Here is a 23639-nt window from a genome sequence, read left to right on the forward strand (position 1 = left end):
TATCAAGTGATTACCCATCAAACTGTATAAAAAACCGCTACCGCAAAAAAGCAAATTCCTATAGCATCATTTATACCCATTTACATGGATGTGGCAATGGCCATATTTGAGATTTAGTCAACAAGCGATTTATGCCCTGCAAACAGCGCAGCGCATAAATACTAAGACGTTAACTGCTACCTAGAATTGAGATTATGCGCGTAAAACTAAAAAAGATAGCCGACAATTTGAGCGATGAAGAACATTCATCTATCGCGGATGAAATACGCCAAGGAAAAATCGATGGTATATCTCTATCATACTTAGGTGGTGCTTTTGGTCCTACATGGTCTGCGGGTAACGATTACAGTTTAGATTTCCTGAAACACTATTCGGGCATTAGAGCTTTAGAGATGTTTCTTCCTGCGCTAACAAGTATTGATGCTATTGCTGAGCATGTAAACGATATAGAGTTTTTGAGTCTGGGAGAGCTTAATAAAAAAACTGTATCTTTAAGGCCTCTATCAGATCTGAATAAGTTAAATTCTCTGAGTTTGGTCAAAAATAAGAAAGATATCGATTCTATAGCTACGCTCACTAGCCTTAGAGACCTAACCCTTTCAGGGTATCAAGAAAAACAAATAGAGCATGTTGCCAGTCTGAGTAATTTAGAAAGTTTATATTTGGGTTTCGGCACATTTGAAGACCTAAATGCTATTAAAGGATTATCTAAGTTAACAAGCCTAGAAATACTTTGGGTAAAGAAATTACACGACCTAAGTGCCCTGGAAAACCTGACATCTCTTGAGATATTGCATTTAAGTACTCTAAAGCAAGTTACATCCATTCCAGATGTTTCCAATCTAACGCACCTTAAGAGCTTGGTCATGGATACCATGAATGGACTTTCCTCTTTGTCAGGTATTAAAGGTAGCTCAATTAACGAATTGGCTGTAATTAATTCGAAGATAGATCCTGTATTGTTTTCTGAGCTAAATAATAGTTTGCCAGTGCTGCAGCGGCTTGTACTTGGTCTCGGAACTAAAGGGAAAACAAATGAAGCATCTAGTTTCTTTGATAGTTCCGTTATATGCGACACATTTAATGATTTAAAATACAGTACAGCCAGAGGCTATAGAATTGAGTTCTGCAGTTAACAAGGCGCTGCTGTCAGACAAATTTTCCGCTGCGCTCCGCAGAGCGCGGCGTTAGGCATACACAATGAGCCGTAGATACCTTAATCTTCAAGAAGCCGAGTCGGCGCTTAAGCGAGGGAAAGCAGTTGAGTGCTTTCTTGGTGGCTGTGAACGGGATGGCCGTGCTGGTATTCAGTGGCTAAGCGTTCGAGGTCCCAAATCCGAAATAGATGTTTCAGTTTACGAAACTGCTGATTTGGGTGATGAATCATTCCTTAATATTTATGAGTTTGGTCCACTAGATCTAGACCTAGAGCTAGAGGATGCCAATGAGGTCAAATCATTCACTTCATTTGGCCAAGCGATAGAGTTTATTGAGCAACGATTCGCAGGATCATCTGAAAGGTTATTGAACGAGTTTATGATTCAAGATGAATATGCCGACTATATTTCGAGGGGCCGGAAGTAGAAATGCCTAACAATCGCAGGCACAGCGACGGCCTTTTCGTTGCAGCTCCGCCTTCACTACAAAGCCGCGCGTGCTGCGGGCGTTAACTTTATGGAAGAACTATGCACCCTCAAGCACCGCTTAAATTTTGCTATCAGGCCCTTACAAAAAAGGCGGCAAGCTATTATCGCTGGTGGGTTATCGGCACTATGTTACTTGTTCTTGCTGCATTCGTTGGTGTTACAGCTTTTGAAATGGCTGAGTGGTTATTATTTTTTACCTTTGTCCTTGCAGGGATGGTAATGACTATCACAACGCTAAGGCTTTTCTTAGTGAAACTATTTGAAGAGAATGCTGATGCGATTAATCTGTTCTCTAGTTATTTTCCGTCTCTGCTAGGCACCCGTAGATTGGAGTTAGCTTGTAAGATAACAAATTCAGTTTATTACGGAGTGTTTTATCTTTGTTGTTATTTCTTGTTGGCAGCTATTTTTTTGTTCCCGCTGTCTTTAGTTGTAGAGTATGCAAAAAGTTAACAAGGCAAGTCAGCATCGCACCTTCGGTGCTGGACTCGCTAACGCTCGCCGCTTGCGGCGTTATGTTCTCAGGGAGAGGTTGTGAATTTGGAGCACTTTTTACGAGCCGTGTTTATTGCTATAGCAATATGTTTTGTTCCAATTATGCTGTTTTACTGGAGTAATGAATCTGACTTAATAACAATGGATTTTAAATACTTCTATGGATCAATACGTTTTGTTTTAGTGTTCTATTTTATATTCTCAATTATTGGATGGATGTTAATTGGCTTTCCTGTGCATTGGGTGGCAGTAAAGTTCTTTAATCAGAATAAATGGTGTTATTTTTTAGGGATTCTAGCTTTCGGTATTCTGATTTCACTACCTTCTATGAAAATTGAATTGTTTTTGTTTTATGCAGGTATTTCGGGATTACAAGCAATCTTATTTTTGTGGTGGTTAGCAAGAGAACATAATAAGTTGCTTAAACGGACGTAAAACAGTTGGCTTGCGTTTGTAAGGTGATAACCCATAGAAATTTTAATCCGAACTCCACGAATTAGAGTAAAAAAACTAGCTCACTTTTGTACAAATGTGAGTTATAACATTCTGTGGAATGACTATTCACGTAGCATTATTCAGTCGGTTTTAATTCGCGAAATAAAAAAGAGCATTAAGGATGAACTTAATGCTCTTTTTTATGGATAAATGCCTGCTCAAACTGTGTTGCGGTAATGGGTTTACCGTAGAGATAGCCTTGGCCTAAGTCGCATTCTTCGTGACGAATAAAGGCATCTTGTTCTAGGGTTTCTACGCCTTCGGCGATCACTTCCAAGTCCAGTTTCTTACCAATGGCAATAATTGCCTTTGTTAACTCTCTATTTTGTTCGTTTTCTTCGAGTTTACTAATAAAGCAGCGATCGATTTTTAAGGTGTCGAAAGAGTATTTTTGTAGATAACTTAAGGATGAGTAGCCTGTGCCAAAATCATCTAGGGAGATGCGGATACCGAGTTCTTGTAGTTTTTGGATGGCATTGTGGGCAATGTGTTCATCCTGCATCAGCATGCCTTCGGTAATTTCAAGTTCTAAGGCGGTGGGGGGCAATTGATAGAGGGTGAGTAAGTCGGCTATGTGTTCGCTAAAGCGGGGATTGCGCATTTGCAAAGGGGAAATATTGATGGCGATTTTAAACTCTTGGCCTACCTCGCGACACCATTTTGCCGCCTGAGACAGCGCGGTATGCAATACAAAATTGCCAATATCGATAATCTGCCCATTACGTTCAGCTAAGGCGATGAATCTGTCTGGGGCGACATTGCCAAGGATGGGATTATGCCAGCGCAGTAGGGCTTCGGCACCAATCACTTGCTTCGTCTTTAAGTTAATAAAGGGTTGGTAATGCAGGCTTAACTCGTTCTTGTTCAGTGCATCGACCAAGTGGGATTCAAGTTGATAGCGTAGGTTTAAAGCGGCTTGTGTATCTTGATTAAAGAAGCTGTGAGTTGAGCCATCAGCCTTGCTGATCGTCATGGCCGCTCCGGCTTTTTGCAGCAGGATGGCGGCATCGATACCATCCATAGGTGCTTGTGCTATACCCATGCTCGAGGGCATCGTGATAACAAAATCAGCCACACCAAAGGGGGTATTACAGCAGTTAAGCACTTTATTGATGAGTTTATTGGTTTCGTTATTCGAAGGTTTGTGGGCCTGAATAATCACAAATTCGGCGCCGGCGATGCGGGCGATAAAGGTATTTTCATCGGTATAGTGCTGTAAACGTTGGCTGAGAATCGTGAGAATTTTATCGCCAATCAGGTAACCATAACTGTCGTTGATGGATTTGAAATTGCGCAGCCCAAGATAGAGTACTGAAATCTTTTCTTTGCGATTCACTTCTTCGAGCATGATCGACAGACTATTAATCAAATTGATGCGATTGGGTAATCCCGTGAGCGGATCGTAGCTTTTATGGTATTCCAGTGAGGTTTCGGTGGAGGTGCGGTTTTCGATTTCTTTAATGAGCTTGCCGCTAAGTTCGGCGAGTTCATGGGTGCGCTGTTGTACTTTTTGCTCTAGCTGCTGATTGTGCAGTTGTAGCTTAGCCTGTTGATAAAGGGTGACTAGGTTAGCTTCGATACCATTTTGAAAACGAGCGAGTAAGCTGCGAAAAGATTGGCGGTAATTATGCTCTTGGCTATCGAGCATGCAGATAGTGCCAAAGGCACTGCTATCTGGCCAACGTAAAGGTAAACCACAGTATGCGATCATGCCGAGTTTAATGTCAGGATTTTTGTCCCAGTTTTTATCCTTTAGGGCGTTAGGAATGTGGAGTTCCTTACCTTCTTTGATCACTGTTTCGCAGTAAAGCCCGTGGCCTAAATTGTCTTTATCATGTTTTTTATAGGGATTACCTTGGGTGCGGCTCGAGGTAAAGACCTCAATATCGGTTTGATGGACACGCATGATCAAAGCGGCGGGGGTGTCGACTAATTCAGAGAGCAAATCTAAGGTTTGTTGCCAGTTATCAACCATTTCTTGGGGAACAACGATTTTGTCTGTGTCGATCGTAATGTCGGCAAATAAACGATCTTTTTGAGACTGGTTAATGGCGAGGTTGTATGGCATGAATGCTCAGTCCTAGAGGCGCGATACTATTCATAAACTATAGTCTTTTTACTCATGATGTGAGTCTTTTCGGTAAATTTAGTTACTGCAAAATCTCGGTTCTATCTTAAATGCTGCGCTGTTAGATCTCTTAAGTGTTAGGTAAGAATTCAGCGGTACTCTAACACTAAATGTTCTGATTTTTGGATTTATTAGTGAGTAACTATCTGAAAGATAAAGTTATGATGACATTTATGGATTTTGCTAAGGGGCATTTAATTACGCCGCTTTTAGTGTTTGCAGTGATCATAGTGGGGCTTGAATGGACTCACGCTGATATGAAAGTCGCGACTTTGTTATTTCATTGGCAAGGGGGCATCGACTCTTGGCCATTGAGAGGATATTGGTTGACCGAAGATTTACTGCATGTCACTGGGCGTAACTTTGTCATCTTGCTGGCGGTGAGTGTCGTAGTCGGCATTGCCTTTAGTTTTCGAAGTGACAGGGTAAAACCGTACCGCAAGGGCCTGATTTACCTATTTAGTAGCGTATTGGCGAGTGTGTTGTTGGTCCGAATCGGCAAGAGCGTTACTCACATGACCTGCCCGTGGGATGTGATTGAGTTTGGCGGCCAGATGATACATTCATCCTTGTTTTCTCGTTTACCTAAAAGTGCTGAGTTTGGTCAATGTTTCCCTGGTGGCCATGCCAGTGGGGGATTTGCTTGGGTTGCCTTGTATTACGTGCTGCGTGAGTATCGCCCGCATTTAGCTAAGTTTGGATTAATCTTTGGTTTGAGTTTAGGCCTAGTATTTGGCATTGGCCAAGAGTTACGCGGCGCCCACTTCTTGAGTCATGATTTATGGAGTTTAGCCATAGCATGGACGTCCGCTAGCCTACTCTACTATGTGTTTTTTCTGCGCTCGCCTGCGTTTAGAAAGTCTAAATTGGTCGCTTTGGGTCAAATGTTCAAGGTTACAAGTAGTGGAATACCGCAAAAATAACGAGCTGCGAAGCTAACGCCCTGAGTCCTTATTGGGTTCAGTGTTTTTTATGGCTTAAAATCTAAATTCGAAGCGCATATCAGGTCTGCGTAGGCGAGATCTTTCATCTAACAGTTGGTTTTTTTCGTTGAGTAGGCTGTTTTTCTGTTTCAATAAGTCAGCCTTGTCGGTGAGATTATTGATCTTGCCATCAAGACTGCTTATTTCCCTCTCGATGGTATTTAAGCGATCGGCAATCTCAGTTAAACGTTTGTTGGTCAGGTATTGTTGATGGCCTTGGTTATAGCGCTCAACAAACTGGTTATTACTGCAAACCCCATAATAACTTTCTCCCGCTAAGCCTACGCGGTAGCCATTTTCTGGCACGCAGTAACTGGCTAACCCTTGCTGGTATCCTTGTTTCCACTGCGCGGTATCGACACTGAGATTAAATTCACGACAATCTTTTTGATATTGATTTAATTGCCCAGAACTTGTTCCACGGTTGCCATCGGCAAGCCCAAGGGCAAACCAATCACTATTGGCGCATTCTTCAATAGATAAGCTGCTGCATTGAGTCAGGGATAGGACTGAAAGTGCGAGGAAAATGCTGGGATAGTGCATGGATAAGTTCTCTATATGTTGTGGTGTTTAGGATAAAGGCTCTTATGGGGGAGATCTAGCTATATATACCGCTATTTATACTGTAATAGATGCGTTTTGTTGGGCAAAATCCATCACAGTTTAGCGGATGAATGCATGATAACCAGCTGATATTGTGTTAGTTTGCGGTTAACACTTTAAATGTCTGCTTTGGTGCTCGCTATGATTTCACTTATTTCATCTGCGTATTCAGCTTCATTACCAGCAGTTAAGTCGGCTCATCAATCCCTTGATACCGCCGAGCCAAGCGGACTTAAATCCTTTACCTATGGTGCATTAGGGCTGGCGGCTCCCAAAGCTGAGGTCAGTTTTGATGGCAATGCAAGGAGTAAAATACCTGAGCCTAGTGCGGATGATGTAGATGACGTTAAGAGTTCAAACGACACTTATTACAGTGCAGGCCAAATATTGAAAGCGGCGGCGACCGTGGGCAGTGTGATTGCCTTGTTTGTTTGAGTTATGTTCCTGCACCAATTTAGCTATGGGTATTATTTCAACTGGCTTGGATTGGCATATTCGGCGCGGAATATGGCTTGTCGTTTTGAGTCTGGTTTTACTGGGGTGAGCATAAAAGAATATTCTTTTAGTTAAAGCGGTATTTTCAGTCTCTTTCTTTGCCAACGCGCTGAGTAAATCTGGTATTGTGTTTAACACGCAAGTGCATTAGTTTTTACTTAAAATTCGTTTAATAATCCTAAACTATATTCATCAAACTTCCGCTGGAGACCGCTTTTGTATGAAGATTTGCCCGCAGTATTCCATATCATGCCTAAGTAAGGTATAAGGGCGCTATGAAAACTCCGAAACGAATCCAACCCCTGGTTGATGAAGGACTGGTCGATGAGGTCATTAGCCAGTTAATGAGCGGTAAAGAAGCGACTGTGTACGTTGTACGCAGTGGTGATGATATCCGCTGTGCCAAAGTCTATAAAGAAGCGGACAAGCGCAGTTTTAAGCAAGCTGTGTTATATCAAGAAGGCCGAAAAGTCCGTAACAGTCGTCGTGCGCGCGCGATGGAAAAAGGGTCTAAATTTGGCCGCGATCAGCAGGAAGAAGCTTGGCAAAATGCTGAAGTTGAAGCACTTTACCGTTTAGCGAATGCAGGTGTGCGGGTGCCAACACCTTACGGCTGTTTTGATGGCGTGTTGCTGATGGAGTTAGTGACGGATGCCGAGGGCAATGTCGCGCCGAGATTAAACGATGTCAGTATGTCGGCAGAAAAAGCCTTGAAGGATCATGCGTTGGTGATGACCTATGTTAAACGTATGCTCTGTGCGGGGTTAGTGCACGGTGACTTGTCTGAGTTTAATGTGTTAGTTGATAGTGAAGGGCCAGTGATTATCGACTTACCTCAGGCCGTCGATGCCGCGGCGAATAACCATGCTAAATGGATGTTAGCGCGTGATGTGAATAACATGACTCAATACTATGGTTTGTATGCTCCTGAGCTGCTAAAAACACAATACGCCAAAGAAATTTGGGCCTTGTTTGAAGCCGGTGAATTGAAGCCTGAAACGCCATTAACGGGTGAGTTTACCGAAGTGCTGGTTGAAGCCGATGTTAGTGCGGTCTTGGAAGAAATCCAAGCAGCCTTTGAAGAGGCACAAGAGCGTAAGCAGCGGATCCAAGAGGCAAACGAAGAAGACTATTAATCGTCAGTCGTTGTTTTTCACCCATAAAAAAGACGCTCAAAGTAGCGTCTTTTTTATGCTAAAAATTAAGTGAAATTATTATTTTTGTTATTGATTTTATTATTGTTATTTAATTTTTGGCGTTAGCCAATCCTTGGCTTAATCCCCGATGGAAGCTGGGGCCATCCTTGTTGCTACAAACAAGCTAGCAATCATCGAACAGTGTGATAAAAGGACAAGAGTTGAGAGAAATATGTTCATGACTTGGGGGAGCACAATTCACATATTTAATCTTTGGGGAAGATAACTCCCTCAATTCTTGCCGAAACCTTGGTCACTCTTCAGTCAATCTATGTAATACCAATCACGGCCTTCCTTGGCGCACTACACTCATTGCAGTGCTGGATCATCATTGATCCTGTGAATAAAATGACAAGGCCAGAGAGAGAAATATGTTCATGACTTGGGGGAGCACAATTCACATATTTGATCTTGGGGGAGATAACTCCCTCCCTAGTCTTGCCGAAACTTTTGCATTGTCCCTATCCGTTTGTTGCTGTTAATACTATTTCCCAATCTTCGCTGGGTTCATCAATTTGGACGACAAGGCCGGACTAAAAAGGGCGCTGTTATTATTGTTGTTAGCACATCTTTTACATCGTTAGCGTTATCAGCAGGGCGATATGCAATCTCGTCCGGCCTTGTCTATTCGGGCACGTTTAGCTTGTTGTACAGGCTAACCTATCGTGCGTAGCTCTTGATTGAGCTGTTTAATTTTTTTCTGTAGCTGGGCAATCTCACTCATTAATGCGCATTCTCTTTGCTGGGGTTGCAGATCGCTTTCTCGCACCCATTGGTAGACTGCCTTGGCAGATAAACCGTATTGACGTGCAACATCCGACAGTAAGCGACCTTGTACTTTAACCTCGGTGATAACATGTAGCTTGAGACTATTTTCTGCGATTCCCATGAGCGTTCCCTCTTTTACTGCCTTCTAACCAAAATATGACCGTTTGCGTTGCCTTTTATTGATGATAGTGACGCTGTTCTAAATCCCACTGGCTCAGACCTAGATGGCGCAGACAAATCCATTCGTGGCGACATAGTGCGATAAAGTTCATGACCGTTTTCATACTTCCTCCTTTATGACCCTAAATACTCGAGCCCATTTTCTGTCTCGATAGGTCCATTTAATTTGGATTAATCCAGTTGAAGTCGACTCTAGTTTTTCGGCGATGTTTACCGCGTCTGACTGTCTACTCACTTAGTAGTATGTAAAATTCGTGCCAATATTCTAATTTTCATTTTAACCTTTTAAATCATTGTATTGCGCCTTCGATTAAAACGGCGTTATTTTTTAGTGCTGCCAATAAAGGTGCAAGGTGCACTATTTCGGTGCCATAGACTTGATATGAAATTGGGCGGTACAAGCCATGATTGAAGCCCGAAATCTGTATCTTTGCTGACTAAAATCTGGATTAGCATAATTGAAGATGGATAAAGGATTGTCTCCAGCGCAATTGCTTATATACTGCCTGCTTTGTGGCAATCCCTAGGTCATTCGTATTACCTAATGGACGTGATATTTCTTGCCCTTTTGAGCGGTATTCACAGTCATCAATCATATAAAGAGGTTATAAATGATGAAGTGTTTTCAGGCAGTGCAATCTAAACCATCCCTGTTAGCCATAGTGGTATTGACGACCGCGCTAGTTGCATCGGGTTGTACAACAATCAATCCCTATTCAAACGAAGAACAAACCGCTAAAGCTACCAGTGGCGCATTGATTGGTGCCGTCGCGGGTGCCGCAATTGGGGTGGTATCTTCGAGCAAGAGCGACCGCGGTAAAGGTGCCTTAATTGGTGCTGCATCGGGCGCTGCAGTCGGTGGTGGTATTGGTTATTACATGGATGTGCAAGAGACCAAATTACGCCAACAATTAGCCTCAACGGGCGTGAGTGTGACCCGTAACGGCGATAACATCATTTTGAATATGCCTAATGAAGTGACCTTCGGCGTAGATCAAACCGAGTTAAGTGACGGTGCTAAACGCGTGCTGAATTCAGTGGCGGTTGTGGCCAAGGAATACAGCAAAACGCAGCTTAACGTATTAGGTTATACCGACAGCAGTGGTTCAGACTCTTATAATTTACGTCTGTCACAGGTCCGTGCTAGCGAAGTGGGTAATTACTTGATGAGTAAAGGCGTTGCCTCTGCCCGTGTAAAATCAAAAGGTATGGGTGAAGCGAGTCCTATTGCATCAAATGCCAATGCAAATGGCCGAGCACAAAACCGCCGCGTTGAGATCGTACTAATACCAACAGGTAAATAGTCTGGTCTAAGCACAAAGTTCTCGCTGAAAAAGTCGCCAGGGGCGACTTTTTTGTTTTCAGTGGTGGGCTAATTGAGTGATTAGCTTGCCGTGCTTCAATTAGACAATTTGTCCTTTATGAAGCGCACCTTGAGTGACCTGCACCACAAACATATCACTGCTAATTACCTTGGGATGAGTTCAGCTTGATCCCTTTATCGATTTCACGTTCTGTATGGGGATAAGTCACAAGAATGACTTTTAGTGCCTAAAGGAGAATATGACTATGATAAGCAAAAATGTGTTAGTAGCCTTGAGTTTAAGTCCTGTCATCATGGTGACTGCTGTACAAGGAGTGCCGATGAAAGCCGAAGTGACCACAGGAGCCGCGCCGATAGAACTGCGCGCCGCAGGCAGTTTAAAGGCTGCGATGAGTGATATTATTGCTGCTTATCAAGCACAGTCGCAAATAAGTGTTGTAGCGCAATATGCGCCCTCAGGTTTATTGTTAAAGCGCATTCAAGAGGGCGAGAAAGTCGATATCTTTGCCTCGGCGAATATGAAACATCCACAGGCATTAGTGGATTCGGGTCAGGGCGAAGCGGTGCAAATGTTTGCCCGTAATCAACTCTGCGCTGTTGCTCAAGACACAGTTCAGGTGACGAGTGCGACCTTACTCGATACCTTGTTAGATCCTAAGGTTAAAGTCGGCACCTCAACCCCGAAAGCCGACCCCGCGGGTGATTATGCCTGGGCCGTTTTTGCTAAGGCCGAAGTGGTAAAACCTAATGCGAAAGCCGCGTTAGAGACCAAGGCATTACAACTGACGGGCGGCCCTGAGAGCGTTAAATCGCCTAAGGATCGTAACCCCTATGGCTGGGTAATGGAAAACAAGCAAGCGGATATCTTTTTAACCTATTGCACTAATGCTGTGCTGGCTAAAAAAGAAGTGCCGAGTTTACAAATCATCGACTTACCGCAGGAACTCGCCGTGGGTGCCGACTATGGTTTATTGGTTTTACAAGGCGCTAATACTGTCGCTAAGCCGTTAGCTGAGTTTATTCTATCGACCAAAGGCCAAGCGATTTTGAGCAGTTATGGTTTCCAACCTCCGGCAAAATAGCCTTCTTTAGCTTTCCAGCGGGATAAAAAACGGCACCTTTGAGGTGCCGTTTTTGTTATTAGCTCAAACTGTTAAAGCGTTAGTTCATCAGGTAGAGCGTCGCTAACCCGAGGAAGGCGAACAGGCCAACCACGTCAGTGACTGTGGTGAGCACCATACCGCCAGCGAGGGCAGGATCGATTTTAAGTCGTTTTAAAATCAATGGAATACTCGCACCTGCAAGCCCAGCTACTGTCATATTGATCAGCATAGCGCTACCAATTAATCCCGCCAGTGCCATATCATCCTTCCATAGCCACACGGCGACAAAGACTAAAATCGACCACATCAAGCCATTGAGAAAACCAATCGATAGCTCTTTACCGATAAGCCAGCGAGCGTTGCTTTGGCCGATATGGCCTAAAGCAATACCGCGGATCACGAGCGCTAAGGTCTGATTACCGGCAACACCGCCCATGCTAGGGACAATTGTCATCAAGATGGCGATAGTGGCAAATTGCTCAATAGTGCCTTCAAACATATTGCTGACCGACGAGGCAAGCAGGGCGGCGAATAAGTTTATAGTAAGCCAGAGCGAGCGACGTAGGGTACTTTTTAGCACAGGACCAAAGGTATCTTCATCTCCGTCCATCCCCGCCATACCCATCATGGAATGTTCAGCATCTTCGCGGATAACATCGACTACGTCATCGATTGTGATACGTCCGAGTAGCTTACCATCACTGTCGACGACAGGTGCCGATACCCAGTCATTGCGTTCGAATTTCTGCGCGACTTCGCTGTCGGACATGCTCACCGGAATACTTTGAATATTGGGATCCATGATATTGCGAATTGTGGTGCTTGGCGCGCAAGTCAGCAGATCTGCCAGCCTAACACCGCCAAGGACTTTGTCCTGTTTGTCGACCACATATAAGGTATCTGTGGTGTCGGGTAGGTTGCCCCTTTGCCGAAGATAGCGCAGCACCACATCGATATTCACATCGGGTCTTAAGGTGACTGTATCTGTATTCATCAAGCTGCCGGCGGTCTCATCTGGATAAGATAGGGCTTGTTCTACCCTCAGGCGATTTTGCTCCGTCATCGACTGCAACACTTGTTTGTAAACGGCGTCGGGAAGACTTCGCAGAATATAGGCGAGATCGTCGGTGTCCATGCTTGCTGTCGCTTTCGCGACTCGCTCAGGGCTCATGCTGCGGATCAGTGGGTCTTTGAGTTCTTCACTCAACTCATCGAGTATGTCGCCTATTTGTTCCTGATCGATGAGCTGCCACAATACTTGTCTGGCACTTGGCGGTGATGATTCTAAGATCAGCGCGATATCTGAGGCGGCCATTTTTTGCAGCATATTACGCACATGCACGAACATGCCGCTGCTAAGCGCTTGGTTTAACTGGTCAAGACTATGTCCGGTGTGATCGTTTTCTGCATTATCTACGGGCATTTGTCCTCCATTGTGCGGCAAATTGGTTTGAGATCTTAGTGTTGGGCTAGGATTTTGCGGTGACTAAGCGTCAGTCGATGACATAGATTAAGACGGCTAAGGTAAGGTTAAGGCCAGCGCAATGACCGCTAGTGTAATCGCCTGTGGCTTGTATCGTCGAGCGACAAATGTTTTGCCATGTGTGAATGGCAAGTTTTTAAAACTAGACATGAAGTGAAACTAACGATGAAGTGCTTAGTGTGAAGTGAAACTAACAGGCTTCGTCAAACTTAGCGTCGATTAAGGCACAAATGGCATCGAGAGCCGGCTCTGCATCTGGGCCTTCGGCGATAAGCTTGATGGTTTTACCCATGCCAGTTTCAAGCATCAGCAAGCCAAGCACACTGGCGGCCGATGCTTGTTTATCGCCTTGGATTAAGGTGATGGTCGCATCAAACTCGGAAGCCAGTACCACCAACTTAGTGGCGGCACGGGCATGTAAACCGAGCTTATTACAGATGGTTATCTGACGTTCAAGCTTTGGCATTATTGAGCTCTCGATGACGGGCATAAACTTTATGTTTACCGTTACTAAAGCGTTTGGCCAATTGCTCTGCGACGTAAACGGATCTGTGCTGTCCACCTGTGCAGCCAATGGCCACAGTTAAATAACTGCGATTGTTACGCTCGAGGTGCGGCAGCCAAGTCTCCAGTAAGTTTTCGATTTGCCAGATGAACTTATTAACCAGTGGTTGACGATTTAAGAACTCAGCTACGGGTTCATCTAAGCCAGTCAATGGCCGCAGCGCCAACTCCCAGTGGGGATTGGGCAGGAAGCGCACATCGAACATAAAGTCGGCTTCGGTGGGCATTCCGTGCTTAAAGCCAAAGGACTCGAAGTTGATCACGAGTTCTTTATCGACACTACCAAGGAGAATTTGTCTGACTTGGTCGCTTAAATCATAGATATTCAAATTCGACGTATCTATGTAGTGATCGACCAGTTTTGACATAGGCTCGAGCAGTTTCCCCTCCAGCTTTATCGCTTCTTGCAAAGAGACTCGGCTCTTCGACAAAGGATGCAAACGGCGGGTTTCGCTGTAACGCTTGAGCAGAATTTTATCGCTGGAGTTAAGGAAGAAGCTCGTTAACTCAGTATCTGGAGGTAGGCTAGCGAGTTGTTTTACTAAGACCTTATCCTGCTCAGGCATGTTACGCACGTCGACACTGATGGCGACGAGATCGTTACTGCCCTTGAGTTGCTCAAGCAAACTGCCAATCAATGGCAAGGGAAGGTTATCGACACAATAATAGCCGAGATCTTCGAGTACCCTAAGGGCGACAGATTTGCCTGAGCCTGAGCGGCCCGACACTATGACCAGTTTCATCCAGTGATTACCTGATAGAGTTCCGTTTCATCATGCGTCTTGCGTAATTGCTTTAATATTTGCTTGTCGCTCAGCTTTTCGGCCATGCAAGACAAGGTACTTAAGTGCTGCTGACATTGGTCTGCAGGCACCAGTAGTGCAAATAAAATATCAACAGGTTGCTTATCGATAGCATCAAATGCTATCGGCTCTTCACACTTAATTAGTATGGCAATGGGCTGATCTATATCGGCTAGTCGACCATGTGGAATGGCGATGCCGTTACCTATACCTGTGCTCCCCATCTTTTCGCGCGCCACTAGGCTTTCGAATATCTCTTGAGATGAGAGGGTCGGGTACTGGGCAGCGACTAAGTCGCTGATGAGTTCCAGTACCTTTTTCTTGCTGCCCGGAGTGGCGCAGGTAGTGCACTCCGGCCGCAGTATGGTACAAAGTTCCATTATTAGTGTTTTGTTAACTTCTCTTTGTGTTTAATAACCTGACGGTCAAGCTTGTCAATCAGGGCGTCTATAGCGGCATACATGTCAGCATGCTCTGAAGTAGCAAAAACTTCACCACCTATGAGGTTTATTCTCGCTTCGGCAATCTGTTGCATTTTCTCAACATTGAGCACAACGTGCACATTATTGATCTGTTCGAAATGGCGTTCAAGTTTTGAAAACTTTTCTTCTACATATGCACGTAACGATTCGGTAATTTCGACATGGTGTCCACTTAGGTTTATTTGCATAGAAACGTCCTCCGATATCCACTGTAGGTTATAAACTTTTACGCTGATTAGAAGGTGGAATAAGCATAGCCTCTCGGTACTTCGCAATGGTTCTGCGGGCTACGTTGATCCCTTGTTCTGCCAGAAGTTGTGCCATCTTACTATCGCTTAATGGTTTTTTCTGGTTTTCCGCTGCCACCAGTTTCTTTATAAAGGCTCTGATTGCTGTGGATGAGCACTCACCACCATCGTCAGTACCGACGTGGCTAGAGAAGAAGTATTTTAGTTCAAAAAGTCCCTTAGGGGTATGCATGTATTTTTGAGTTGTGACCCGTGAGATGGTGGACTCATGCATTTCTACCGCTTCGGCAATATCGTTAAGCACCATAGGTTTCATGGCTTCTTCACCGTACTCAAAGAAACCTTGCTGATATTGCACTATGCAATTAGCAACTTTAAGCAAAGTATCGTTACGGCTTTCTAAGCTCTTAATAAACCATTTAGCCTCTTGCAGATGGCCGCGAATAAATTGGCTATCGGCTTGGTTTTTGGTACTGCGTGCCATAGAAGCATAATGTTGATTTACATTGATTTTTGGCATGCAGTCAGGATTAAGCTCAACGACCCAGCGGCCATTTTTCTTCGACACAGACACATCTGGGATAACGTATTCGTCATTATTGGGCGTGATCAACAAACCTGGGCGAGGATTGAGGGTTTGGATAAGTGCTATACCATCCCTTAATTCATCTTCTTTTAATTTAGTCTTACGCATCAATAACCTAAAATCACGGGCGGCGATCAGATCTAAATGATCTTTGATCAGCATACGGGCGTTTTCTAGGTTGGGAGTATCAGCGGCGAAATGCGACAGTTGGATCAGCAGGCATTCACTTAAATCGCGGGCGGCAACGCCTATGGGATCAAAATGCTGAATACGCTTGAGTACGGCTTCGACTTCGTCAAGCTCAACTTCAGGATTGCCCATGGCTTCGAGAATTTCTTCAGTGCTTTGGGTGAGATAGCCCTGATCGTCGATGGCATCAATAATGGCGGTGGCAATGGCTAAATCGGTTTCAGAAAACGGCGTGAGGTTTTTTTGCCATTCTAAGTGTTCGTACAAACCTTCACTGGTCTCGCCTTGGAAGGGCATATCGTCTTCACGACTGCCGCCGGGGCCTGAGTTTGGGGAGGCGGTAAACACTTCATCCCATGTGGTGTCCATGGGGAGCTCATCGGGCATGGATTCTTTGGTTAGCGACTCTGCCGTATCTATGGTGGAGCTGTCTTTTTCTGGTGGCAGAGTGCTAGATTCACTGAAATCCGTATCGGATAGCGTTTGGTTTACAGGGGTTTTAGTGGCGTCGAATTGATCCTCTTCCAGCTCGAGAAGGGGATTAGAATCTAATGCTTGCTGGATCTCTTGCTGCAGTTCTAATGACGACAGTTGCAACAGACGTATAGCCTGTTGTAGTTGTGGCGTCATGGTTAACTGTTGACCCAGTTTGAGCTGGAGTGACGCTTTCATGTTACCGCTGATCCCTACGTTATTATTGTTGGATGAGGTCGCTTATTATTATCTTGAGTGAAGCCCAATGGCGGTATAAATTGCCTCCATTGGCTTCGCTCGATTAACTATAGCCTGAATTGTTCACCTAAGTACACAGCCCTAACTTGCTGATTGTCTAAGATCTCTGCTGGAGTTCCTTCGGCAATCAGGTTTCCGTGACTCACAATATAAGCATGTTCACATACATCTAATGTCTCGCGGACATTATGGTCTGTGATCAGTACGCCAAGGCCGCGACTTTTGAGTTGTTCGATAATCTTCTTGATGTCGATAACCGAAATAGGATCGACGCCGGCAAACGGTTCATCGAGCAAAATGAACTTAGGATTAGCGGCTAAAGCCCGCGCAATTTCGACGCGACGACGTTCGCCACCCGACAATGACATGCCTTGGCTGTCACGGATGTGGGTGATATGAAACTCTTCGAGCAGATGTTCTAGTTCTTCTTCTCGTTCTTCGTTTTTAAGTTCTTTACGAGTTTGCAGTACGGCCATGATGTTGTCATGAACAGTTAGCTTACGAAAGATACTGGCTTCTTGCGGTAAGTAACCTATGCCTTTGCGGGCACGCAGATGCATAGGATCTGCGGTTAAATCATCATCGTCGATAAAGATATGTCCCTTATCGCTCTTCACTAGCCCGACAACCATGTAAAAGGTCGTGGTTTTACCTGCACCGTTTGGACCGAGTAGGCCAACGACTTGACCGGTTTTTACCGTCAGACTGACGTCTTTAACCACTTGGCGACTCTTGTAACTTTTCGCCAGATTTTGTGCTCTTAAGGTGATTTGGGTCATTTAGAGTCCTGCTTTTTTACAGGTTTATCCGCCGGAGCGTCTGATTTAGCATCATCTTGATAGTTTTCAGGCTGAATAATAGTGATTACGCGATCGTCACCACTGCCAGTACTCTCGGCCATCAATTTCTGTTGAATCATGTTATAGCGGATTAAATTGCCTGTAACTTGGCTACCCGCTTGATCTAATGACGCCATACCTTTCAGTGTTAAGGTGCGGCTTGCCATATCGTAACGAATTTCTTTCGCGCTGGCAGATGCAGGGCGGCCATCGTCTAATATTTGGCTATATGTAGCAGGGTTGCCTGTGGCGACCAAAGTTTTGCTATTTTCACCTTCAGCGGAAAATGCACGCAGTTCATTTGCTTGGATTTTTATTGAGCCTTGGGTCACTTCAACCGGACCAAAGAAAATGATCTGGTTGTTTTTGATATCCGCAGTTTGGCTCACAGCTTTGATTGTGACTTCTTGCTTTAAGTCGCCGACTTTCGCGAAAGCACTCATGCTCATAATTAGCATTAGGCTGGCAAGTAATACGTTATTTTGCTTCATATGTTCCTACTACCTGACTGGTCAATTGCACTTCTTGCGCGTTGAGGTCGGCATAAAGGCCTTGGCCTTGAATATTAAAATCTTTCCCTGTGACGTAAATGGTACGGTCAGAGGTCATTATCATAGTGTTGAGATCGAGTTCCAGATAACTGGTGGACAAGGTCTGAATCGGTTCTTCTGGGCTAATGGCATCGATAATAACATTATTTTCTAATACAACCTTGCCAGTTTCCTTGTTTAGCTTGCCCTGATCTGCCCTGAGTTGCCATTGTGCTTTACCTTGGTCTGGATAAACAAGATAAACAGGTTGAGTAAAGAAAGTTTGATTCGTTGAATCATAATGTTCCATGTGTTTCGCCGTCACACGGCTATTCACTAGTCCTTGCTCATTGAACTCAACACTGCGCAGATCTTCAACGATGAAATCTGGGGTATTTTGATCTTTTACTCTGTTATCGGAATCACCGCTGTGTTTGTTCTGCACTTGCCAGTAAAGCGCTAGTGCGGTTCCAAAAAAAGCGATAATCGCGAGTGTCACACGACTCATATACTCATTCCATGGGCCGAAGTGAATTTATTTTGACTTAGGAGTAACAGATCTGTGAGTTCACGCAGTGCACCGTGGCCACCATTGAGCGTAGTCACAAAATGGGCGTGTTGGCGTACATAGGGGTGGCCGTCAGCAACACTGACCGCTAAACCGACAACATTCATCACGGGTAGATCGACAATATCATCACCGATATAAGCCACTTCTTCTGGGGTGACACCATAAAGTGCGAGCAATGCTTCATAGGGCTCGAACTTATTGTCTACGCCTTGGTAAATATGGGTAACACCAAGGGCTGTCATACGGTTTTCAACGATTTTGGATTGACGTCCTGTGATCACGGCGAGGTTGAAACCGCTGGTGAGGAGTGAGCGCACGCCATAACCGTCACGGGTATGGAAGGCTTTGAGCTCTTCGCCGCTATTACTCAAGTAAATACGGCCGTCGGAAAATACCCCATCGACGTCACAGATTAACAGTTTAATCTTTTGCGCGCGTTGCCACACATCATCACTGATTGGGCCGTAAAATCCTTGCTGTGGCATTAAATGACTCCTGCTTTTACCATATCGAGCATGTTAAGAGCGCCAATAGGATGGCGATCTTTATCGATAACAATTAATCCGTTGATATTTTTTGAGTCCATCACTTGCAGTGCTTGGGCGGCCAACACATTATCTGTGATCGTGACGCAGTTACGGGTCATCACATCGGCAATGGGCGTCGTGCGTAAATTCACTTCTGCATCAATAACGCGGCGTAAATCACCATCAGTGAAGATACCAACCAGCTTGCGCTGATCATCAATAATCGCCGTCATGCCTAAGCCTTTCTTGGAGATTTCGTACAGAGCTTCTGTGATGCAAATATCGTGGTTAACGAGCGGTAAGTCATCACCGCTGTGCATGACATCGCAGACTTTTAACAATAACTTGCGTCCTAAAGCTCCGCCAGGATGGGACATAGCAAAATCATCACGGGTAAAGCCTTTCGCTTGTAGTAGCGCAATGGCGATGGCATCGCCCATCACTAAGGTCGCGGTAGTGCTCGACGTTGGGGCTAGTCCAAGTGGGCAAGCCTCTTCTGGGACTTCGATACATAAATGCACTTTAGATAATCGCGCCATATTCGATTCGGGTTTACCCGTTACTGCAATAACAGGTACTCCCATACGTTGGATGACCGGCATTAAGGTGAGGATTTCGCTCGACTCACCAGAATTTGAAATCGCTAAAATCACATCGTTATCGGCCAATACACCCAGATCGCCGTGGCTGGCTTCACCCGGATGCACAAAAAATGCGGGCGTTCCTGTGCTGGCGAGGGTGGCTGAAATCTTATTGCCGATATGGCCCGATTTGCCCATTCCCATGACAATCACTTTGCCTGTGCAGTTGAGGATCAACTCGCAAGCCTCTGCAAATTCAGCCGAATCAACATATTGATAAAGATTGTCTAGGGCTGACTTTTCAATATCGATAACTTTACAACCCCATTGGCGCAGTTGTGATTTGTCTACCATGTCTATCTCTCTTTTTGCATTGTCTTTGTCGCCCCATTGATGGGATTGGAATAGCACAATTTGGTACGCGATAAAGATGATATGTAATAGGCTTTCTGCCAAGTATTAGTTTGTTTTCAGACAATTTAGCTTATGTATTGCTGTGGTTAATTACCGAAAATAGCAAAACAATTGCGGCAGGCTAGAGCGATTGATCCGACTCGTCAAGTCCAGCTGCGTTAGCTATTCATGCACAATAACGTGTTTAGCGGCAGAAGGTCTTGAGCAATATCATCGTCTTTGTCGTTTATTTCAATGGATTTATCCCATATCGCAGCGGGTATTACCCCATGGGATGCCTCTTTTGCGCAATTGCGTATCGACTCTCCCCGATAAAAGTGGGCGAAGAGTGAGCTAAGTGCGAACGAATTAGCCAATACTGCCAATTCTGCAACTAGGTTGAAAACATTAAGTAACATTTTACCTGTGCAGAGTGAAAACTTAGGGCGCATTTTCGCTGTAAATGAGGCAAATTGAAAGTATCGCAGGGCGATAGTGTCGATTCGGTTGTAGGTTAAAGCGCAATTACGTACAATTTGCGGCTCTTCGATTGGTCAGTCTAGGAAGACTAGGATCACCTCATTTGCAAATGTCGGAATCAAGCATGACTCAAGAACAAACGCCGTTGGTTGAGATCCGTAATTTGGGGTTTAGCCGCGGTCAGCGTGTGATATATGAAGATATTAGCCTGTCCATTCCAAGGGGCAAGGTGACGGCGATCATGGGGCCGAGCGGCATAGGCAAAACGACCCTGTTGAAATTGATTGGCGGCCAATTAACGCCTGACCATGGACAAGTGTTATTCGACGGTCACGATATCCATGGCGTGAGTCGCAATGAATTATTTAGTCTGCGTAAGCGGATGAGCATGCTGTTTCAAAGTGGCGCGCTGTTTACCGACATTAATGTGTTCGATAACGTGGCGTTTGCACTGCGTGAACATTCTGGACTGCCTGAAGACATTATTCGCACTATCGTGCTGATGAAGCTTGAAGCCGTAGGTTTACGTGGTGCCGCTCAGATGATGCCAAGCGAGTTATCCGGTGGTATGCAACGCCGCGCCGCATTGGCTAGAGCCATAGCGCTTGAACCTGAAATGGTGATGTACGATGAGCCTTTTGCAGGGCAAGACCCAATATCGATGGGTGTGTTAGTAAAGCTTATTCGTGAGTTATCCGATGCGCTGAATCTGACTTCAATTGTAGTGTCCCACGATGTGGATGAAGTGCTTGGCATTGCCGATTATGTATATGTGGTGGCTGACAAAAAAGTCATCGCCCACGGTACCCCTGAAGAATTAAAGTACGCTGATAATCCGCAGCTGAAACAGTTTATTCAAGGTGCTCCGGACGGCCCTGTGCCGTTCCATTATCCGGCAAATGATTACCAGCAAGAATTAATGGCAAAAGGAGTTGGCAAGTGAAGTTAATCGACAGTATTGCCGACTTAGGCCGCAGCGCGATTGAGCTAGTGCTCGGTTTTGGCCGTGCAGGCCTTATGCTGTGGGGTGCGATTTTTCGCTGGCCACGCGTGCGTAAAGGTTTTCCATTATTAGTGCGCCAGATTTATGTGGTCGGTGTGCAATCCATGGTGATTATTTTAGTCTCAGGACTCTTTATCGGCATGGTGCTCGCACTGCAAGGCTACAACATCTTAGTTGGTTTTGGCACCGAAGAAAGCTTAGGTCCTATGGTGGCGCTCAGTTTACTGCGTGAGTTAGGGCCAGTTGTTACCGCGTTATTGTTTGCGGGACGGGCGGGTTCAGCATTAACCGCTGAAATTGGTTTAATGAAAAGTACTGAGCAGCTTTCCAGTTTAGAAATGATGGCGATTGACCCATTAAGGCAGATTATTGCACCGCGCTTTTGGGCTGGAGTGATCAGTATGCCATTGCTGGCGTTGATGTTTACCGCTGTAGGTATTTATGGCGGGCACCTTGTTGGCGTGGAATGGAAAGGGATCGACAGTGGTGCGTTTTGGTCGATTCTGCAGGCGTCTGTCGAATGGCGTCAGGACATAGTTAACTGCTTGATCAAAAGTGGTGTGTTTGCCGTAGTGGTCACTTGGATTGCGTTATATCGCGGTTATCAAGTGATCCCAAATCCGGAAGGCATCAGCCGTGCAACGACCCAGACTGTCGTTCAGTCGAGCCTCGCTGTATTGGCATTGGATTTTTTACTGACAGCCCTGATGTTTGGCCGCTAACGGAACACTGCGGATTTCGACACAGGTTAGATGGATTAACAGAGTGGTAGCTGAACATGTTGACACGAAAAATTGAATTATTAGTGGGTGTGTTTCTTTTAACAGGATTGGCCGCTTTTTTGGTCTTAGTCTTTAACGTCGCCAATATTGAAGTAAAAAGCAGCGATAGCACTTATACCATACAAGCCAATTTTACCAACATTGGTGGTTTGAAGGTGCGTTCGCCAGTCAAGGTTGGCGGTGTTGTCGTTGGCCGAGTGAGCAGCATAGATTTAGACCCAGTTAAGTTAGTGGCTGTGGTTACATTAGTAATGGACAAGCGTTACGATAAATTCCCTGAAACCAGTAGTTTAGCCATTTTGACTTCGGGTTTGTTGGGCGAGCAATTCTTAGGGTTAACACCGGGTTTTGTCGACGATGATGTCAGTATGCTGAAAGACGGCGATAAGATTGACGACACTCGCTCGGCATTAGTGTTGGAGGAGCTGATTGGTCAGTTCTTATATAGTATGGGTTCGAAGGATAAATAGGGGTTACCGCTATGTTTAAAAACTTATCTCGTTTTTTATTGCCGTTAGTGATGGTTTTAGGGGCAACGAGCGCAGTCGCCGCTGATGTGGTTGTCGATACGACAGATCCGTATGCCATGGTGAAAGCCGTTGCCAATAAAACCTTCGATCGTTTTCACAAAGATAAAGCATTAATCGACGCAAATTCAGACCATTTAAAGGTAATTGTTCGTGAAGAACTCATGCCTTATGTCGATTATAAATACGCTTCTTATAAGGTATTAGGCCAATATCTTAAGGATTCAACCGAAGAGCAACGCAATCGTTTCGTCAATGCTTTTGAAGGTTATTTAATCTCTACTTATGCCCAAGCCTTTACTGAATATACTAATCAAAAAGTGGAATTCTCACCTGGGATTGATTTCAGCAAAGAGAAAATGGTCGATGTAAACGTGCAGATCATCGAAGCTGGTCGCCCACCTATTAAACTATTGTTTAAGGCGCGCCGTTTAAAGGATGACTCATGGAAGGCATTTGATTTAGTTGCCGAAGGTGTGAGCTTACTGTCTTCTAAGCAGTCGGAAATCTCTAATCTAATTCGCCAACAGGGTATCGATCCCGTGATTAAGATGCTTGAAGATCGCACTAAAGAGAAAGTGGTCATGAAGGCTAAGTCAGGGAAGTCACAGTCGTGATTGAATTTGTGCAACAGGGGACAGTTTGTCATCTCAAAGGGCGCATAACCCAAGCCGATGTCATTACACTTTGGCCACAGCGGCAACAACTGCTAAATGAGTCAACCCAGATATTGTCTCTGTCTGGGCTCGAATACAGTGATAGCGCTGGCATGGCATTTTTGCTGGCGTTAGTGCGTGAACATCGCAGCCAACTTGTATTGAGTTCTGCTTCACCACAACTTAAAAAACTAATTGATTTATATGATTTAGATGCCTTCTTTACCGAAGAAGCGCATTGAGAATA

28 protein-coding genes are annotated in these 23639 nt (G+C 44.9%); 14 read left to right on the forward strand and 14 right to left on the reverse strand.

What is annotated here, in order from left to right:
* Window positions 1–194: 194 nt before the first annotated feature.
* The 4 genes from GWI56_RS18700 to GWI56_RS18715 all read left to right on the forward strand — a co-directional run bounded on the left by GWI56_RS18700 (window position 195) and on the right by GWI56_RS18715 (window position 2576).
* A complete protein-coding gene (locus GWI56_RS18700) occupies window positions 195–1136 on the forward strand; it encodes a hypothetical protein (protein ID WP_198573770.1) in 942 nt (313 codons plus the stop codon).
* A 64-nt stretch (window positions 1137–1200) separates the two neighbouring features.
* Entirely contained in the window at window positions 1201–1584 is a 384-nt protein-coding gene (locus GWI56_RS18705) for a hypothetical protein (protein WP_198573771.1), read from the forward strand.
* Window positions 1585–1685: 101 nt separating this feature from the next.
* Window positions 1686–2099, forward strand: coding sequence for a hypothetical protein (locus tag GWI56_RS18710; RefSeq protein WP_198573772.1), 414 nt, complete (start codon window positions 1686–1688; stop codon window positions 2097–2099).
* Between the two features lie 81 nt (window positions 2100–2180).
* Entirely contained in the window at window positions 2181–2576 is a 396-nt protein-coding gene (locus tag GWI56_RS18715; RefSeq protein WP_168825513.1) for a hypothetical protein, read from the forward strand.
* 187 nt (window positions 2577–2763) lie between these two features.
* Here the strand turns inward: GWI56_RS18715 and GWI56_RS18720 are convergent, their stop codons facing one another.
* Window positions 2764–4704, reverse strand: a complete 1941-nt coding sequence (locus GWI56_RS18720; protein ID WP_198573773.1) for a GGDEF domain-containing protein — start codon at window positions 4702–4704, stop codon at window positions 2764–2766.
* A 224-nt stretch (window positions 4705–4928) separates the two neighbouring features.
* Here GWI56_RS18720 and GWI56_RS18725 point away from each other — a divergent pair, with 224 nt between their 5' ends.
* Window positions 4929–5687 (forward strand): phosphatase PAP2 family protein, encoded by a 759-nt coding sequence (locus GWI56_RS18725; protein ID WP_198573788.1) that lies wholly within the window; start codon window positions 4929–4931, stop codon window positions 5685–5687.
* A 54-nt stretch (window positions 5688–5741) separates the two neighbouring features.
* Here GWI56_RS18725 and GWI56_RS18730 read toward each other — a convergent pair whose 3' ends face one another.
* The gene (locus GWI56_RS18730) at window positions 5742–6290 is read right to left on the reverse strand and encodes a DUF2799 domain-containing protein (RefSeq protein ID WP_113939984.1); all 549 of its coding nucleotides are present in this window, start codon (window positions 6288–6290) and stop codon (window positions 5742–5744) included.
* A gap of 180 nt (window positions 6291–6470) precedes the next feature.
* On the opposite strand from GWI56_RS18730, the gene GWI56_RS18735 reads away from it, so the two are divergent.
* Both GWI56_RS18735 and GWI56_RS18740 read left to right on the forward strand, forming a co-directional pair.
* Window positions 6471–6785, forward strand: a complete 315-nt coding sequence (locus tag GWI56_RS18735; protein WP_173246900.1) for a hypothetical protein — start codon at window positions 6471–6473, stop codon at window positions 6783–6785.
* A gap of 335 nt (window positions 6786–7120) precedes the next feature.
* Window positions 7121–7981 carry a PA4780 family RIO1-like protein kinase gene (locus GWI56_RS18740; RefSeq protein ID WP_028759534.1) on the forward strand — a complete coding sequence of 287 codons (861 nt, stop codon included), beginning with the start codon at window positions 7121–7123 and terminating at the stop codon, window positions 7979–7981.
* A 715-nt stretch (window positions 7982–8696) separates the two neighbouring features.
* Here the strand turns inward: GWI56_RS18740 and GWI56_RS18745 are convergent.
* Entirely contained in the window at window positions 8697–8930 is a 234-nt protein-coding gene (locus GWI56_RS18745) for a transposase (RefSeq protein ID WP_106649408.1), read from the reverse strand.
* Between the two features lie 673 nt (window positions 8931–9603).
* On the opposite strand from GWI56_RS18745, the gene GWI56_RS18750 reads away from it, so the two are divergent.
* Together GWI56_RS18750 and GWI56_RS18755 are read left to right on the forward strand one after the other, a co-directional pair.
* Window positions 9604–10293, forward strand: coding sequence for an OmpA family protein (locus tag GWI56_RS18750; RefSeq protein ID WP_168825788.1), 690 nt, complete (start codon window positions 9604–9606; stop codon window positions 10291–10293).
* A gap of 265 nt (window positions 10294–10558) precedes the next feature.
* The gene (locus tag GWI56_RS18755) at window positions 10559–11395 is read left to right on the forward strand and encodes a molybdate ABC transporter substrate-binding protein (protein ID WP_173246897.1); all 837 of its coding nucleotides are present in this window, start codon (window positions 10559–10561) and stop codon (window positions 11393–11395) included.
* Between the two features lie 79 nt (window positions 11396–11474).
* Here the strand turns inward: GWI56_RS18755 and mgtE are convergent, their stop codons facing one another.
* The 11 genes from mgtE to GWI56_RS18810 all read right to left on the reverse strand — a co-directional run bounded on the left by mgtE (window position 11475) and on the right by GWI56_RS18810 (window position 19905).
* Entirely contained in the window at window positions 11475–12839 is a 1365-nt protein-coding gene (gene mgtE, locus GWI56_RS18760; protein ID WP_113939980.1) for a magnesium transporter, read from the reverse strand.
* Window positions 12840–13089: 250 nt separating this feature from the next.
* The gene (locus GWI56_RS18765; RefSeq protein ID WP_006083073.1) at window positions 13090–13365 is read right to left on the reverse strand and encodes an HPr family phosphocarrier protein; all 276 of its coding nucleotides are present in this window, start codon (window positions 13363–13365) and stop codon (window positions 13090–13092) included.
* Complete coding sequence (gene rapZ, locus GWI56_RS18770) at window positions 13352–14206, reverse strand: RNase adapter RapZ (RefSeq protein WP_105251390.1); 855 nt, start codon at window positions 14204–14206, stop codon at window positions 13352–13354. Before rapZ ends, GWI56_RS18765 begins: the two co-directional genes overlap by 14 nt.
* Window positions 14203–14646, reverse strand: a complete 444-nt coding sequence (gene ptsN, locus GWI56_RS18775; protein ID WP_006083071.1) for a PTS IIA-like nitrogen regulatory protein PtsN — start codon at window positions 14644–14646, stop codon at window positions 14203–14205. Before ptsN ends, rapZ begins: the two co-directional genes overlap by 4 nt.
* Before the next feature lie 2 nt (window positions 14647–14648).
* A complete protein-coding gene (hpf, locus tag GWI56_RS18780) occupies window positions 14649–14936 on the reverse strand; it encodes a ribosome hibernation promoting factor (RefSeq protein ID WP_006083070.1) in 288 nt (95 codons plus the stop codon).
* A 28-nt stretch (window positions 14937–14964) separates the two neighbouring features.
* Window positions 14965–16443 carry an RNA polymerase factor sigma-54 gene (locus GWI56_RS18785; protein WP_105251391.1) on the reverse strand — a complete coding sequence of 493 codons (1479 nt, stop codon included), beginning with the start codon at window positions 16441–16443 and terminating at the stop codon, window positions 14965–14967.
* Between the two features lie 107 nt (window positions 16444–16550).
* Complete coding sequence (gene lptB, locus GWI56_RS18790) at window positions 16551–17282, reverse strand: LPS export ABC transporter ATP-binding protein (RefSeq protein ID WP_105251392.1); 732 nt, start codon at window positions 17280–17282, stop codon at window positions 16551–16553.
* A complete protein-coding gene (gene lptA / locus GWI56_RS18795; RefSeq protein ID WP_198573774.1) occupies window positions 17279–17833 on the reverse strand; it encodes a lipopolysaccharide transport periplasmic protein LptA in 555 nt (184 codons plus the stop codon). Before lptA ends, lptB begins: the two co-directional genes overlap by 4 nt.
* Window positions 17820–18380: an LPS export ABC transporter periplasmic protein LptC gene (lptC, locus tag GWI56_RS18800; protein ID WP_105251394.1), complete on the reverse strand. Its 561-nt coding sequence runs from the start codon at window positions 18378–18380 to the stop codon at window positions 17820–17822. Before lptC ends, lptA begins: the two co-directional genes overlap by 14 nt.
* Window positions 18377–18928, reverse strand: a complete 552-nt coding sequence (gene kdsC / locus GWI56_RS18805) for a 3-deoxy-manno-octulosonate-8-phosphatase KdsC (protein ID WP_028759542.1) — start codon at window positions 18926–18928, stop codon at window positions 18377–18379. Before kdsC ends, lptC begins: the two co-directional genes overlap by 4 nt.
* The gene (locus GWI56_RS18810) at window positions 18928–19905 is read right to left on the reverse strand and encodes a KpsF/GutQ family sugar-phosphate isomerase (RefSeq protein ID WP_168825500.1); all 978 of its coding nucleotides are present in this window, start codon (window positions 19903–19905) and stop codon (window positions 18928–18930) included. The genes kdsC and GWI56_RS18810 overlap by 1 nt, the downstream gene beginning before the upstream one ends.
* 643 nt (window positions 19906–20548) lie before the next feature.
* On the opposite strand from GWI56_RS18810, the gene mlaF reads away from it, so the two are divergent.
* From mlaF to GWI56_RS18835, 5 genes are read left to right on the forward strand one after another with little or no spacing between them, the layout of a single operon-like run.
* Window positions 20549–21367: a phospholipid ABC transporter ATP-binding protein MlaF gene (gene mlaF, locus GWI56_RS18815; protein ID WP_063882287.1), complete on the forward strand. Its 819-nt coding sequence runs from the start codon at window positions 20549–20551 to the stop codon at window positions 21365–21367.
* Entirely contained in the window at window positions 21364–22149 is a 786-nt protein-coding gene (gene mlaE, locus GWI56_RS18820) for a lipid asymmetry maintenance ABC transporter permease subunit MlaE (RefSeq protein ID WP_105251396.1), read from the forward strand. The genes mlaF and mlaE overlap by 4 nt, the downstream gene beginning before the upstream one ends.
* Before the next feature lie 56 nt (window positions 22150–22205).
* Window positions 22206–22679 (forward strand): outer membrane lipid asymmetry maintenance protein MlaD, encoded by a 474-nt coding sequence (mlaD, locus tag GWI56_RS18825; protein ID WP_028759401.1) that lies wholly within the window; start codon window positions 22206–22208, stop codon window positions 22677–22679.
* Between the two features lie 11 nt (window positions 22680–22690).
* Window positions 22691–23353 (forward strand): ABC transporter substrate-binding protein, encoded by a 663-nt coding sequence (locus GWI56_RS18830; protein WP_105251397.1) that lies wholly within the window; start codon window positions 22691–22693, stop codon window positions 23351–23353.
* Window positions 23350–23634, forward strand: a complete 285-nt coding sequence (locus GWI56_RS18835) for an STAS domain-containing protein (RefSeq protein WP_105251398.1) — start codon at window positions 23350–23352, stop codon at window positions 23632–23634. Before GWI56_RS18830 ends, GWI56_RS18835 begins: the two co-directional genes overlap by 4 nt.
* Window positions 23635–23639 lie beyond the last annotated feature (5 nt).

The organism is Shewanella sp. DW31, assembly GCF_015767295.1.
Lineage (GTDB): Bacteria > Pseudomonadota > Gammaproteobacteria > Enterobacterales > Shewanellaceae > Shewanella > Shewanella oncorhynchi.